The organism is Mycobacterium sp. pR1184 (assembly GCF_041287235.1).
Taxonomy (GTDB): domain Bacteria; phylum Actinomycetota; class Actinomycetes; order Mycobacteriales; family Mycobacteriaceae; genus Mycobacterium.
In genome coordinates, this window is record NZ_JBGGKR010000019.1 from 1 (window position 1) to 13,715 (window position 13,715).

General features: G+C 68.4%; 11 protein-coding genes. 1 reads left to right on the plus strand and 10 read right to left on the minus strand.

All coding sequences use genetic code 11. From position 1 onward, the window contains the following. Positions 1 to 101: 101 nt before the first annotated feature. The 8 genes from ACAG21_RS25905 to ACAG21_RS25940 all read right to left on the minus strand — a co-directional run bounded on the left by ACAG21_RS25905 (position 102) and on the right by ACAG21_RS25940 (position 9,784). A complete protein-coding gene (locus ACAG21_RS25905; RefSeq protein ID WP_370499124.1) occupies positions 102 to 2,486 on the minus strand; it encodes an LGFP repeat-containing protein in 2,385 nt (794 codons plus the stop codon). 547 nt (positions 2,487 to 3,033) lie between these two features. Then, positions 3,034 to 4,194 (minus strand): acyl-CoA dehydrogenase family protein, encoded by a 1,161-nt coding sequence (locus ACAG21_RS25910; RefSeq protein WP_370499125.1) that lies wholly within the window; start codon positions 4,192 to 4,194, stop codon positions 3,034 to 3,036. A 75-nt stretch (positions 4,195 to 4,269) separates the two neighbouring features. Then, positions 4,270 to 5,730 (minus strand): GTPase HflX, encoded by a 1,461-nt coding sequence (gene hflX, locus ACAG21_RS25915; protein WP_370499126.1) that lies wholly within the window; start codon positions 5,728 to 5,730, stop codon positions 4,270 to 4,272. 46 nt (positions 5,731 to 5,776) lie between these two features. Next, the gene (dapF, locus tag ACAG21_RS25920) at positions 5,777 to 6,643 is read right to left on the minus strand and encodes a diaminopimelate epimerase (RefSeq protein ID WP_370499220.1); all 867 of its coding nucleotides are present in this window, start codon (positions 6,641 to 6,643) and stop codon (positions 5,777 to 5,779) included. 84 nt (positions 6,644 to 6,727) lie between these two features. Further along, positions 6,728 to 7,669 (minus strand): tRNA (adenosine(37)-N6)-dimethylallyltransferase MiaA, encoded by a 942-nt coding sequence (miaA, locus tag ACAG21_RS25925; RefSeq protein ID WP_370499127.1) that lies wholly within the window; start codon positions 7,667 to 7,669, stop codon positions 6,728 to 6,730. A gap of 76 nt (positions 7,670 to 7,745) precedes the next feature. Next, the gene (locus ACAG21_RS25930; protein WP_370499128.1) at positions 7,746 to 8,441 is read right to left on the minus strand and encodes a hypothetical protein; all 696 of its coding nucleotides are present in this window, start codon (positions 8,439 to 8,441) and stop codon (positions 7,746 to 7,748) included. A 35-nt stretch (positions 8,442 to 8,476) separates the two neighbouring features. After that, a complete protein-coding gene (locus tag ACAG21_RS25935; RefSeq protein ID WP_370499129.1) occupies positions 8,477 to 9,415 on the minus strand; it encodes a DMT family transporter in 939 nt (312 codons plus the stop codon). A 225-nt stretch (positions 9,416 to 9,640) separates the two neighbouring features. Beyond that, positions 9,641 to 9,784 carry a hypothetical protein gene (locus ACAG21_RS25940; protein ID WP_370499130.1) on the minus strand — a complete coding sequence of 48 codons (144 nt, stop codon included), beginning with the start codon at positions 9,782 to 9,784 and terminating at the stop codon, positions 9,641 to 9,643. Positions 9,785 to 10,218: 434 nt separating this feature from the next. Here ACAG21_RS25940 and ACAG21_RS25945 point away from each other — a divergent pair, with 434 nt between their 5' ends. Further along, entirely contained in the window at positions 10,219 to 11,553 is a 1,335-nt protein-coding gene (locus ACAG21_RS25945; protein ID WP_370499131.1) for a DUF349 domain-containing protein, read from the plus strand. Here ACAG21_RS25945 and ACAG21_RS25950 read toward each other — a convergent pair. Both ACAG21_RS25950 and miaB read right to left on the minus strand, forming a co-directional pair. Further along, positions 11,550 to 12,179 carry a hypothetical protein gene (locus ACAG21_RS25950; RefSeq protein WP_370499132.1) on the minus strand — a complete coding sequence of 210 codons (630 nt, stop codon included), beginning with the start codon at positions 12,177 to 12,179 and terminating at the stop codon, positions 11,550 to 11,552. The genes ACAG21_RS25945 and ACAG21_RS25950 overlap by 4 nt on opposite strands. Next, the gene (gene miaB / locus ACAG21_RS25955; protein ID WP_370499133.1) at positions 12,167 to 13,693 is read right to left on the minus strand and encodes a tRNA (N6-isopentenyl adenosine(37)-C2)-methylthiotransferase MiaB; all 1,527 of its coding nucleotides are present in this window, start codon (positions 13,691 to 13,693) and stop codon (positions 12,167 to 12,169) included. The genes ACAG21_RS25950 and miaB overlap by 13 nt, the downstream gene beginning before the upstream one ends. Positions 13,694 to 13,715 lie beyond the last annotated feature (22 nt).

A 13,715-nucleotide genomic window follows, 5' to 3' on the forward strand; every position in this document is an offset into this window, starting at 1 on the left:
CTTCGACAAGCCACACCCCACCCGGGGGTTCTCCTCACATCAAGCCGACACGCCTGCTACAACCTCATGACCGAGTACATCTAGCGCCGCGCGTTACGGCGTCAGTCGGCTTTCACGAAGCCGTTGACCAGCGCGGCTTCCTCGCTGGACAGCCAGATCTCGGCGAGCGTGTCGTGGTAGAGATCGCTGTCCGGCGTGTAGTAGAGGCCGAAGCGAGCACTCGCCTTGATCGGGTAGCCGTCGGGCATCTGATACGGGTCGTCCAGCGGCATGTGGATCGTCGGGCGCCCGGCGGGGCCTAATGCCCCGATCGCCGCAACCGGTACGAAGTCCGCCTCGTCGTCGGCATCCGCGGCCGCGTGCCGCCCCGCCGCTCTGGGTGTGACGCCGGCCGCGGCACCCAGCGCGGCCGCCAGGCTGGCCGCGGCTCCACCCGCGGCGGGCCCACCGGCAGCACCGGACGCGCCACCGGCGGCGCCGGCAAGATCCGGAGGCGTGCGCGGGACGGCGACATCGGGGTACCCGGTCTCCGGTTCCTCGGCGGGATACGCGGCCTCGGGATAGGCGGCCTCTTCCTCGTCGGCGCCCGGGTAGCCCGCCTCCGGGTAAGCACCGCCCGGGTAGCCCGCCTCCGGGTAAGCGGCGTCCTCGTCGGCGAGTTCGGGATAGCCGGCCTCTGGATAGGCGCCTTCGGGTGAATAAGCGCCTTCCGGACCCGCGAGGTCGGCGTACTCGTCCTCCACGACGACGTCCGGATACGCGCTCTCCGGTACGTCCGGGCTGTCCGGATAGCCGGCTTCCGGCAGCTCATCGCCGTAGCCAGCGTCGGACAGATCGTCGGCCGACACGATCGGGATGGAATCGGTGTCGACCGAGTCGGGATCCCGCTCGTCGACCGCTAGCTCATCCCATTCCTCCTCGGTTAGGGGATGCGACGGCTCGTCATACCCACCGTCTTCGTCCATTTCGGCCGTTTCGGGTGAGTGCGGCCACCTGGCCAGCGGCGCGTGTTCGGCCTCGCGGTGATCCGGTTCGTGCGTGTCGGTGAACGACATGTGCTCGGCGTAGTCGGGATCCCAGCGCGGCTCACCCGTGCCCCCGTAGCCGCCGACGTCGACGTCGCGCTCCAGGTCGTAGGGAGCGCTGTTGCGATCGGCACGGTGCCGACGCCAGCGCAACGCCACGAACACCGCCAGCAGCACCAGAATCAGCAGCGGAACCAGGGCGAACAGGTACCACCAGTTCCAGGTGTACCACTTCTTGGCGTGCGCGGGCATCGCCGAACCGCTCGGCTGGTTCTGCCCCGACACCTGCAGGCCCGACAGCAGCGGAGCCAGGTTGGCCGGGTCCGTGGAGAAGGTGTTCTTCGCGCGGTTCCACGAGATCTTGCCGCCGGTGAACTTCTGCGAGATCACGTCGCCGTCGACGGTCTGGTCGCCGACCGGCGCGCCCAGTTTTCCGGTGGGACCACGCAGCTTGTCCCAGGCCGCCTTCATGGCGCCGCGCACGACGAACGCGCCGTGGTCGGACGTCCAGAAGATGACCGGCTTGTCGGCCCCGGAGAAGGTGGCGATCCGGCTGTTGGGGCTGATGCCGCCGTCGGACTCGTTAGCGGTGGGGAAACCCAGGTCGCTGCTGACCGGGCCACCGACCGACTCGTACTTCGCCAGGATGTCGCTTTCCAGCGCGCTCGCACCGGTCGCCGGGCTGAAGAACACCTTGCCGCCGGCGAAGTTCTGGACGATGCCGTCACCGCCGATCGGATTCGGACCGCCCTGCTTGGCGCCGAGCGGACCGTTGACGCCGCCGGCCGCGCGCCAGGCCATGTTGATGGCCGCGGTGGGATCGATCGCTACCTGCAGGCCTTTGAGCTGCTCGGCCAAATTCGCTGGCTCAGTGGTGAATTCCTTGGTTTTGCGGTTCCAGGAGATCTGGCCGCCGCTGAACTTCTGCGAGGACACTTCGCCGTCGTAGGTCTCATCGGAGACCGGGGCGCCCAGGACACCGCCGGAGCTGCCGAGCTTGTCCCAGGCGGCGTTCAGGGCGCCGCGCACGACGAACGCGCCGTGATCGGGCGTCCAATAGATCACCGGCTTGTCGCTGGCCGAGAACGTCGCCACCCGACTGTCCGGGCCCGCCAGACCGGGCACCTCGTTGATGGTCGGAAAGCCCAGATCGCCGCCGGCCGCACCGCCCAGCATGTCGTATTTTTCCAGGATCGGGCCGTAGATGAATTTCGCCCCGGTGGCCGTGGTGAAGAAGAACTTGCCGCCGTCGAAGTCGCACGCGAAGCCGTCGGCAACCGGGTAGACGTCGCCCTTGCGGGCACCGAGCGGGGAGGTGTCGCCGCCGGCCTTGGTCCACTCGGCCATGATGGCGGCTTCGGCGTCACCGATCGGAGACGCTGAAACGGTAGGTGCCAACAGCACGATGGCCAACGCTGTGGTCGCCACGCTGATGAGCGCCCGACCAGCGAGCCTGCGCACGTGACCTCTCTTCCCGTTCACCAAGCCTCCCAGCCGACGGATATGCCCCTTTGTATGGCCATGCCCGTACCCTGCGGCCCCTGCGCGCGGTTGGTGCCCCAAACGCGGGTTACGAACCCCACCGAGTTCGTATTATCGCCGGGCTCGCATAACTTTGCTCCAGCGAACAAGAAATACGAAGGCAATTCGCGAATATTACGAAAACGGAGACCACTCCGATGTCGAAATGATGCGGGACGACGATCGTGTCGCGACCGATCCTGCCTCAAGACACGCCGAGGGCGGGTGATTACGCGCTCCGCGTGGCCGATGGACATGCGCCGACCGTACGCGAGGCGCCGGCTATCCACTCGAGCAAAGGAGCTATTCATGGGCATCGACTATTTTGCCGTAAACCCAAGCAATGACAGCGTAAGCCGGCTATTTGCGCTCGGTTCGTGTCACCATCCGCGCGCATACCGCGCGTCTGCCGACGATGCGTTGTTGCGTGACAGCAAGATTGGTCCACCGCCGGCGACGTTAGCCGATGCGCGTCATGATCACCCGGCTAGACCCCGAGGCTGCGCCCGACGATCTCCTTCATGATCTCGGTTGTGCCGCCATAGATCGTCTGCACCCGGGCATCGAGATAGGAACGAGCGACCGAGTATTCGCGCATGTAGCCATAGCCTCCGTGCAGCTGCAGACAACGGTCGATCAGATGCACCTGTTTTTCGGTGGCGTACCACTTGGCCATCGCGGCCTGCTCTGCCGTCAGCTTCTTGTCCAGATGCAGTCGCAGGAACTCGTCGACCATGATGCGCACCACGGTGGCCTCGGTCGCCAGTTCGGCCAGCACGAAGCGACTGTTTTGGAAACTGCCGATCGGTTTGCCAAAGGCCTTGCGCTCCTTGGTGTATTGCAGCGTCTGTTCGAGCACTTGCTCCATCGCCGCGGCAGCCATGACCGCGATGTTGATTCGCTCCTGCGGCAGGTTCTGCATCAAATAGATGAAGCCCTTGCCCTCCTCACCGAGCAGGTTTTCGACGGGAACCTTGACGTCGGTGAACGACAACTCCGCCGTGTCCTGCGCGTCGAGACCGATCTTGTCCAAATGACGGCCGCGCTCAAAGCCTTCCATGCCGCGTTCGACGGCGAGCAGCGAAAAGCCTTGTGAGCCCTTGTCCGGATCAGTCTGCGCGACGACGATCACCAGATCGGAGTTGATTCCGTTGGTGATGAACGTCTTTGCGCCGTTGAGCACGTAGTGATCGCCCTGTTTGACCGCGCGGGTCTTGATGCCCTGCAGGTCGCTGCCCGTTCCCGGCTCGGTCATCGCGATTGCGGTGATCATTTCGCCGGTGCAGAACTTCGGCAACCAGCGTTGCTTCTGCTCGTCGTTGGTCAGCTCCAGCAAATACGGCGCGATGATGTCGTTGTGCAGTCCGAAGCCGATTCCGCTGTAGCGACCGGCGGTCGTTTCCTCGGTGATGATCGTGTTGTACCGGAAGTCGGGGTTGCCGCCGCCGCCGTACTCTTCGGGCACCGCCATGCCCAGAAATCCCTGTTTGCCGGCCTCCAGCCAGACCCCGCGGTCGACGATTTTCGCCTTCTCCCACTCGTCGTGGTACGGCGCGACATGGCGCTCGAGGAAGGCCCGGTAGGACTCGCGGAACAGATCGTGCTCGGGTTCAAACAGTGTGCGCTGGTACTTGATTGCACTGCCCATGGATAACCTCCGGCCGCCGGGAACTCTGCCGCCCAACATATACCAACCAGACGGTTGGTCGGCAGTCGCCCAGGTCTATCCCGGGGGCGTGGAGCCGTTGGCCGTGGCGAATTGCCGCAGGCTCGCGGCCAGGGCCACCGGAACCCGGGCCTTGATCCGGGTGCCAAACGAGCTGTGCTCTTCTTCCTGGACGCGGCCGTCGGCGTGCACGCGGGCCACCAGGTCGCCGCGGTCGTAGGGAATAACGACGTCGACGGCGGCGTCGGTGGGAGCGGCCAATTCGGCCATCCGCCGGCGCAGCTCGTCGATGCCCTCGCCGGTGCGCGCGGAGACGAACACCGCGCCGGGCAGCCCGTGCCGCAGCTTGGCCAGCATCAGGTCGCTCGCGGCGTCGATCTTGTTCACCACCAACAACTCCGGCGGCGGCTCCCCCTGATGCTCGGAGACCACTTCGGAGATCACCTGGCGCACCGCATTGATCTGGGCGACCGGGTTGACATCGGAACCGTCCACCACGTGCACCAGCAGATCGGCGTCGACGACCTCCTCCAGCGTCGAACGGAATGCCTCGACGAGCTGGGTGGGCAGGTGCCGCACGAACCCGACGGTGTCGGTGAGCACGAGCGGACGGCCGTCGGGGAACTCGGCACGCCGCGTGGTCGGCTCCAGGGTGGCGAACAGCGCGTCCTGCACCAGCACGCCGGCCCCGGTGAGTGCGTTGAGCAGGCTGGACTTGCCGGCGTTGGTGTAGCCGACGATCGCGACCGACGGCATGTCGCTGTGCACCCGGCGACTGCGTTGGGTGTCGCGGGCCTGCTTCATGTCCTTGATCTCGCGGCGCAGCTTGGACATGCGCTCGCGGATGCGGCGCCGATCGGTCTCGATCTTGGTCTCACCGGGACCACGCAGCCCCACCCCGCCGCCGCTGCCGCCGGCGCGACCACCGGCCTGCCGGGACATCGACTCACCCCAGCCGCGCAGCCGCGGCAGCATGTACTCCATCTGCGCCAGCGATACCTGCGCCTTGCCCTCGCGGCTGGTGGCGTGCTGAGCGAAGATGTCGAGGATCAGCGCGGTGCGATCGATGACCTTGACCTTGACGGCCTTTTCCAGGGCGGTCAGCTGCGCCGGGGAAAGTTCACCGTCGCAGATCACGGTGTCGGCGCCGGTGGCCACGACCACCTCCCGCAGCTCCTGCGCCTTGCCCGAGCCGATGTAGGTCGACGGGTCGGGCTTGTCGCGGCGCTGGATCAGCCCCTCGAGCACCTGCGAGCCGGCGGTTTCGGCCAGCGCCGCCAGCTCGGCCAGGCTCGCCCGGTTGTCGGCCGCGCTGCCCTCGGTCCACACGCCCACCAGCACGACGCGTTCCAGCCGCAGCTGTCGGTATTCGACCTCGGAGATGTCGGCGAGTTCGGTCGACAGCCCGGCGACGCGGCGCAGTGCCGATCGGTCTTCGAGGGCAAGTTCGCCGAGACTGGGCTCGGGCGTGGGATGGTCGGCCGATTGATCGGGGTACGGCAGTTCGGGATGTGTCATAGGCAATTAGCAATAGTGCACGCCAAATCCGCGGCGTGCATCCGAATTATTGGGCGTTCCACCAGTCCTCGCTCACTAGGCCACGGGCCAGCAGCACCGACGGCCCGCGCAGGTAGCTGGTGGCGTCGGTGATGGTGACGACGACGTCGCCCCCGGGCACCCGGACGGTCAGCGTCCCGGTGTCGGCCCCGGCGTCGGTGAGCGCGGCCACCGCGGCCGCGACGGTTCCGGTTCCGCACGAACGGGTTTCGCCGACCCCGCGCTCATGGACCCGCATCCGCACCACGCCCTCGACGGCCGGGGTGAGTACTTCGATATTGACACCTTCGGGGAACTGCGCCCGGTCGAACTGCACCGGCGCGGCGACATCCAACGCGGCGAGCTCGTCGCCAGTCAGCTGCGGGTCGACGCACGCCAGGTGCGGATTGCCGACGTCGATCGCCAACCCGCGCAAGCGCCTGCCGCCGACGACAGCCTCCCCCGCGCCCATCCGGTTGGCCTTGCCCATGTCGACGGTGACGTCGGCGTTGGTGGCATCGGCGTGGTGCATGGTGACCATCCGCGGCCCCGCCAGTGATCCGACGACGAACTCGTCGCGGGTCTCCAGGCCGCTGGCACGCAGGTAGTGCGCGAACACCCGCACGCCGTTGCCGCACATCTGCGCGGTCGAACCGTCGGCGTTGCGATAGTCCATGTACCAGTCGTCCGCGCCGACACCGTCGGGCAGCCGATCCAGCACGCCGACTTCCAAGGCGGCACCGGCGGTGGTGATCCGCAGCACGCCGTCGGCGCCCAGCCCGCGGCGGCGGTCGCACAGCGCGGCGACCCCGGTCGGGGTGAGCGAGAGCTCAGCGTCGAGGTCGGGCAGCAGCACGAAGTCGTTCTGGGTGCCGTGGCCCTTGGCGAAGATCATGTGCGCCATTCGCCCCCGCACGCGGGAGGTACCCCCACACCCCTGGCTGGGCCCGGGTCTTCGTCATTGGCGCGGATCACCTGTTCAGGGTACGTGCCGCCACGCCCGCAAGGTGTCGGCGACGACGCGGGCGCGGTCGGACTCGGTCGCGGCGCCCACGTCGACCCAGTGCACGCGGTGATCCCGGCGAAACCACGACCGTTGCCGCCGCACATAGCGGCGGGTGCCCACGAACGTCAGCTCCTGCGCGTCGCGCAACGCCGCGGGGTCGTCGGCATCGAGCACGGCGAGCACCTGCGCGTAACCCAGCGCGCGTGACGCGGTGACGCCGTCGCGCAGGCCCTCGCGTAGCAGCCCACGCACCTCGTCGACCAGGCCCCGGGCGAACATGATGTCGGTGCGTCGGGCCAATCTCTCATCGAGAATCGTTGTGTCACAATCTAATCCGACGATAGCGGTGCCCCAGCGGGGAGCGCCGATGCGGGGCGCGGACGCCGCGAACGGCTGGCCGGTGAGCTCGACAACCTCGAGCGCGCGCACCGTGCGCCGGGCATCGGTGGGCAGGATCGCCGCGGCGGCGGCCGGGTCGCGGCGGGCCAGCTCGGCGTGCAGCTCGCCCACGCCGACCTCGGCGAGCCGCTGTTCCCAGCGGGCCCGCACCGCGGGGTCGGTGGCGGGAAACGTCCAGTCGTCCAGCAGCGACTGGACGTAGAGCATCGACCCGCCGACGATGACCGGCACCGCACCGCGGGACGCGATCGCCTCGATATCCGCGGCGGCGGCCCGCTGATAGCGGGCGACGGTCGCGGTCTGCGTGACGTTCAGGACGTCGAGCTGGTGATGTGGGATACCGCGGCGTTCGTCGACGGGCAGCTTGGCGGTCCCGATGTCCATGCCGCGGTAGAACTGCATGGCATCGGCGTTGACGATCTCGGCACCCAGCTCGCCGTTGAGTTGCTCGACGACGTCGAGGGCCAGCTGCGACTTGCCGGTCCCGGTGGGCCCGATGATCGCCAGGGGTCTCATGCGTCGACCCTGCCCCGCAAGCGGGAGGTGCCCCCACGCGCCCGGCGTACCGCCGAGCTTGCGATCGCCGCGGGTCTCATGGCTGCCAGGCTCCGGCGAAGTACCCCACACCGTAGGGCGCTCCCCGGTACAACTCCTTGGCCGAACGTGGCCCCGGCTCGGTCAGCCCGGCCAGCACCTGGAATGCGACCCGCCCCAGGATCTGCCCCGGCAGCCCGGCCAGCGCGGCGCTGTCGCCGTTGGCCAACGCGTCGTCCAGGGCCCGCTGGGCGTCGGGGCTCGCGGGGTCAAACCCGCCGGGCGCGCCTTCGGTCAGGGTGTTCGCGCCGTCGGCGACAACCAGCACGCCGAGCGGATCGGACGCCCGGTCGATCTCGGCCCGCAGCCGCCGGCCCAAATCCAGTGCGGTGTCGACGTCGTGGTCGCCGCGGTAGACACGAACCTGAGCGTCGGCCTCCGGCCGGACCTGGCCACGCAACCAGCCCCCAATCAACGCGCAGAGCGGGAAGTCGGCCACCACATCGGCCGGCCCGGCGGCCGTCGGCGATAGGCGGACGCGCACCTCGGCGCCGTAGCCGGCAAAGCTGCCGACGCCGTCGGGGCCCAGCACATCGTCGGTGTCGGCCGTGCCGATCACGACCCACCGCGGCGGCAACAGCGCGGCCCCCGCCAGCACCGCCGTGGCCAGGTCGGCCAGTTCGGCGGCCGCCGCGCCGGCGAGCTCGGGAACAAGCAGCGGCGTGGAGGGAACGATCGCGATGGCGCTCAGCACGACATCAAACTAATCGACGCCCACTCAACCGAGCGTCAGCTGCGGCACTCCGCCTCGGCGAGGCGCACTTCGCCCGATCGGCGCAACGCTTTTTTCGCCAGCTTCTCCGCGAAGCTGCTGGACATGGTCGCCGCCTCACCGCGGGCCAGGGCCACGGTCGCGACCGCCACCACCACGACGCCGACGGCGAGCACCACCTTGGCGGTTCCGTTGCAGTCGAGATATTCACCGAGGACGGCCATGCCCAGGATCGACCCGACGACCGGCTTGGCCACCACGGAGGTCGGCAGCGAGGCGGTCAGCGAGCCGGCGCGAAACGACGACTGCTGGAAGATCATCCCCGCGAGGGCAGCCGCTATCCACGCGTAGAACTCGGGCGCGGTCAGCAGCGCACCGACGCCGTCCCCGACGATCACCACCACGGCCTTCGTCAGGACCGCGAACAGTGCCAGCGACGAACCGGCGACGATGGCCAGCAGTACGGCGGCGACCGAGCCCGGCCACTTCCGCGCACCCCACACGCAGAAAACCAGCGCCGGCCCCATCACCAGGGCCACGACTATCCAGGTCTGTACCGAGCCGCGCGAGGCGCCGGGATCCGGATCGCCGACGACGACCACCACCGCCAACGCGGCGGCCAGCAGCAGTGCCCAGGTCCATTCCCAGCGGGTGACCGAGCGCCGGGTCATGCGCGCGTAGATCGGCAGCGCGAACAGCAGCGCCGTCACCTGCAATGACGTGACCAGCATCACGGAGCCCAGCGTCAAGGCCGCGGCCTGCAGGGCGTAGTTCGCGATGGCTCCGCCGGCCCCCAGCCACCACTTGCCGTCGCGCACCGACATCCGGAACAGCTCGAGGTGGCCCACCGGCTTGTCGGTGATCTCCTGCGCTGAACGCTGACGGACGACATTGCCCAGCGCCGACGCGAACGCGGCGAGCAGGGCGAGAAGAACCGCGATATCCGTCTTCTCCATCTGCGACCTCCTCCCCGGCACGCGGCCACGTGGGCCATCATTCGCGACGGGTATTCACTACCCGTTTCGGAGCCGTTTCCGTTGTGTGAGCGTCGTCATTGCCCGCGCCACTGCGGAAGAAACGGTCCTGCGCAATAAGTAGTTCACGAACCTATGTAGAGCCTGTGGCAAGGCTGTGGCCGGCTGGTGACGCCCGAACGGACCGATGAACTCGCTCCCATCGTGTCACGGCCCGGCGACCGCCCCCGGCCCGGCTTGCGCGGCGACGACGATGCCGGTCTCCGAACCGCGGGCTACATCCGCCGCCGCGAGGACCCCACCCCGGCTACCTTGACTTGCCCCCTCCAGCCCCACAAGTACCAACAACACCAACTGTCTCTACTACGGTACCGGGCGCCGGGTGCCTGCCCTACGGCTCCGGCGACGGTGGAATCGAACCGTTACCCGCGTCCTACACCGGCCGCTCGGCGCCAGCACCCAACGTTTGCTGGTCGCGACGCACAGCACCGAACCCAACGCAGGCAACGCCGCGATGTCCACCTTGTCCAGGTGCGGTTTCTCTGCGAAGTCGAGCGCGGTTCACGGAAAAAATGCTGGGTGCACCCGCTGTTTCAGAGGGGCTGTCGAGGCGGTGACGATCAGGTTGCGGCATACGGTCCGCCAAGCTGCTTGAATACTGGTGGAATCGGTGACGGAGCAGCTGTCGATCGCAGCAAGTCTCCCGACCGTAGTGGTGCCGCTATGCGCGGCAGGTGCGCGGGACAGCGAGCGCGCGAAAGGGTGCAAGAGATGGTGACGAGCGCATGACCGACGACGAGCCCCGCTCCAGCGACGCGCCCAAACCGGCACCCCGTCCTGGGCCGCGACCGGGTCCCCGCCCGGGGCCGGCACCGCGACCCAGCGCGCACCCGGTCGTGTTGCCACCGGCCAGCAATCCGCATCAGTACGGACGCGTCGACGACGACGGGACGGTCTGGCTGGTCAGCTCGGCCGGCGAACGCATCATCGGCTCCTGGCAGGCCGGCGACCCTGAGGCCGCATTCGCCCACTTCGGCCGGCGATTCGAAGACCTGAGCACCGAGGTCACGCTGATGGAGGAGCGGCTGGCCTCCGGAAGCGGCGATGCCCGCAAAATCAAGGCCAACGCGACCGCGCTGGCCGAGACATTGCCGACGGCCTCGGTGCTGGGCGACGTCGACGCGCTCGCCGGGCGGCTGACCCTGCTTGTGGAGCACGCCGAGGCCTCGGTCGCCGCCGAACGCTCCCGCCGCGACGAGCATCGGGCCGCGCAGACCGCCCGCAAGGAGGCGCTGGCGGCCGAGGCGGAGGATCTGGCCGCCAACTCGACGCACTGGAAGGTCGCCGGGGACCGGATGCGCGAGATTCTCGATGAGTGGAAGACGATCACCGGACTGGATCGCAAGGTCGACGACGCGCTGTGGAAGCGCTATTCGGCCGCGCGCGAAGCGTTCAACCGGAGACGGGGTTCGCACTTCGCCGAGTTGGACCGCGAGCGCGCGGGCGTACGGCAGTCCAAGGAGCGGCTGTGCGAGCGCGCCGAGGAGCTGTCCGATTCGACGGACTGGGCCGCCACCAGCGCCGAATTCCGCAACCTGCTGACCGAGTGGAAATCGGCGGGGCGCGCGACCCGTGAGGTCGACGACGCGCTGTGGAAGCGCTTCAAGGCAGCCCAGGATGCTTTCTTCTCGGCCCGCAATGCCGTGACGGCCGAGAAGGATCAGGAGTTCCGCGCCAACGCCACCGCCAAGGAGGCGCTGCTGGCCGAGGCCGAGAAGATCGACACCAGCAACCACGAAGCGGCCCGGGCGGCATTGCGGGCGATCGCCGACAAATGGGACGCGATCGGCAAGGTGCCGCGGGAACGGTCAGCCGACCTGGAACGGCGGTTGCGTGCCGTCGAGAAGAAGGTGCGCGACGCCGGCGAATCGAATTGGTCTGACCCCGAAGCGCAGGCACGCGCCGAGCAGTTCGCCACCCGCGCCGAGCATTACGAGCAGCAGGCCCGCAAGGCGGCCGCGGCCGGCCGGACCAAGGAAGCCGAAGAGGCGCAGGCCAACGCCGAACAATGGCGGCAGTGGGCGCAAGCGGCCGCCGACGCGCTTACCCGCAGGTCCTAGCCCCCCGCCGGCTGGTCTGGCGGCGCCTGGACCTCGGGACCATCGGGGGTGTCCGGGTCCCCCAGGCTCTCCAGCAGCGTCCTGGACTGTTGCTCGGCGTTGATCCGGCGCCGCTGTTCCTCGGCCGCGAGCTGCACGATCGTGCGTGACCACACCACGCGGGCCCAATGGAACGTCAACAGGATCACCGTGATCCACGCGACCCACAGCCCGATCCCCGGGCCGGGATGGCCGGCGGCCGCGGTCTGGCGCGACCACACCGCCAACAGCCCGGTCGCGCTGGCGATCGACGAGCCCGCCAGCGCGATCCAGGCCAGCGTCCAGCGGCGGGTCAGCAATGCCAGCATCGAGAACCCGACGCCGAAAACCAGTGTTAGCCAAAGGAATACCTTCGACGGTAGCGACAACGCGGCCGCGCCGGCGCCGTGGCTGCTGAACAGTACATCCCAGCCGCGGACCTGGCCGGTATGCGGCAAGATGAACGACCCGAGCAGCACGAACACCAGGATGGCGACGATCAATGCCCTTGGGCCGGGGTCGATTTCGCGTGCAACGCGGCGTTCTGCGGCCTCGATATCGGCGCGCAGCGCATCAAGGTCCGTGTGTTCTTTCGTCATCGGGCACATCCCTGGGTTTCGACTGTTTGAATTGCCGGCCCAATGCCGGGCATGCCCAAACCGACGCCGCGCGGGCGCCGTCCGGCGGCGTGCGCGTCGCCGGCCCGGGTGCGGCGGTGGGTCAGGATGCCGGCGTCGGCGATCAGGTGGTGCGGCGCGGCCTCGGTGACCGCGGTGGTGATGATGTCTCCGGGGCGCACCGGGGTGTCGGCGGTGAAGTGCACCAGCCGGCCGTCGCGCGCGCGTCCGGTCATGCGGGCGGTGCGCGCATCCTTGCGGCCCTCGCCGGTCGCGACCAAAAGTTCGACCTGCTGGCCGATCAGTTCCCGGTTGCCCTCCAGCGAGATCTGCTCCTGCAGTTCGATCAGCCGCATATAGCGTTCCTGCACAACGTCTTTCGGCAACTGCCCATCGAGTTCGGCGGCCGGGGTTCCGGGCCGCTTCGAGTACTGGAAGGTGAATGCGGCCGCAAACCGGGCCTGGCGCACCACGTCGAGGGTGGCCGCGAAGTCCTCCTCGGTTTCGCCGGGGAATCCGACGATCAGGTCGGTGGTGATGGCCGCGTGCGGCATCGCTGTGCGCACCCGGTCGATGATGCCGAGGTAGCGCTCGGCGCGATACGAGCGCCGCATCGCCCGCAGCATCCGGTCCGACCCCGACTGCAACGGCATGTGCAGGGCCGGACACACATTGGGCGTCTGGGCCATCGCATCGATGACGTCGTCGGTGAACTCGGCCGGGTGCGGGGAGGTGAACCGCACGCGTTCCAGTCCGTCGATGTCTCCGCAGGCCCGCAGCAGCTCGGCGAAGGCGCCGCGGTTGCGAGGCACAGCGGGATCGGCGAACGAGACACCGTATGCGTTGACGTTCTGCCCGAGCAGCGTGACTTCCAGCACGCCGTCGGCCACCAACGATCGCACTTCGGCGAGAATGTCGGCCGGGCTGCGGTCGACCTCCTTGCCGCGCAACGACGGGACGATGCAGAACGTGCAGCTGTTGTTGCAGCCGACGGAGATGGAAACCCAAGCAGCATAAGCGGATTCGCGGGCGCTCGGCAGCGACGATGGAAATTCCTGCAGCGCCTCGACGATCTCCACCTGGGCGACCTTGTTGTGCCGGGCCCGCTCCAGCAGGGTGGGCAGCGACCCGATGTTGTGCGTGCCGAAGACCACATCGACCCAGGGCGCCTTGTCCAGCAACGCTTCTCGGTCTTTCTGGGCCAGACAGCCACCGACGGCGATCTGGAAGTCGGGGTTGTCGCGTTTACGCGGGGCCAGGTGGCTGATGTTGCCGTACAGCTTGTTGTCGGCGTTCTCGCGCACCGCGCAGGTATTGAAGACCACGACATCCGCGTCGGCGCCCTCGTCGGCGCGTTGGTAGCCGGCGGCTTCGAGTAGACCCGCCAACCGCTCGGAGTCGTGGACGTTCATCTGACAGCCGTAGGTGCGGACCTGATAGGTGCGCCCCGACCCCGTCGCGGGCCCGGCCAGGCTCGCGGCGTCCGGTGCCACTGTCGAAGTCACGGGGCCATGGTACGGCGACCGG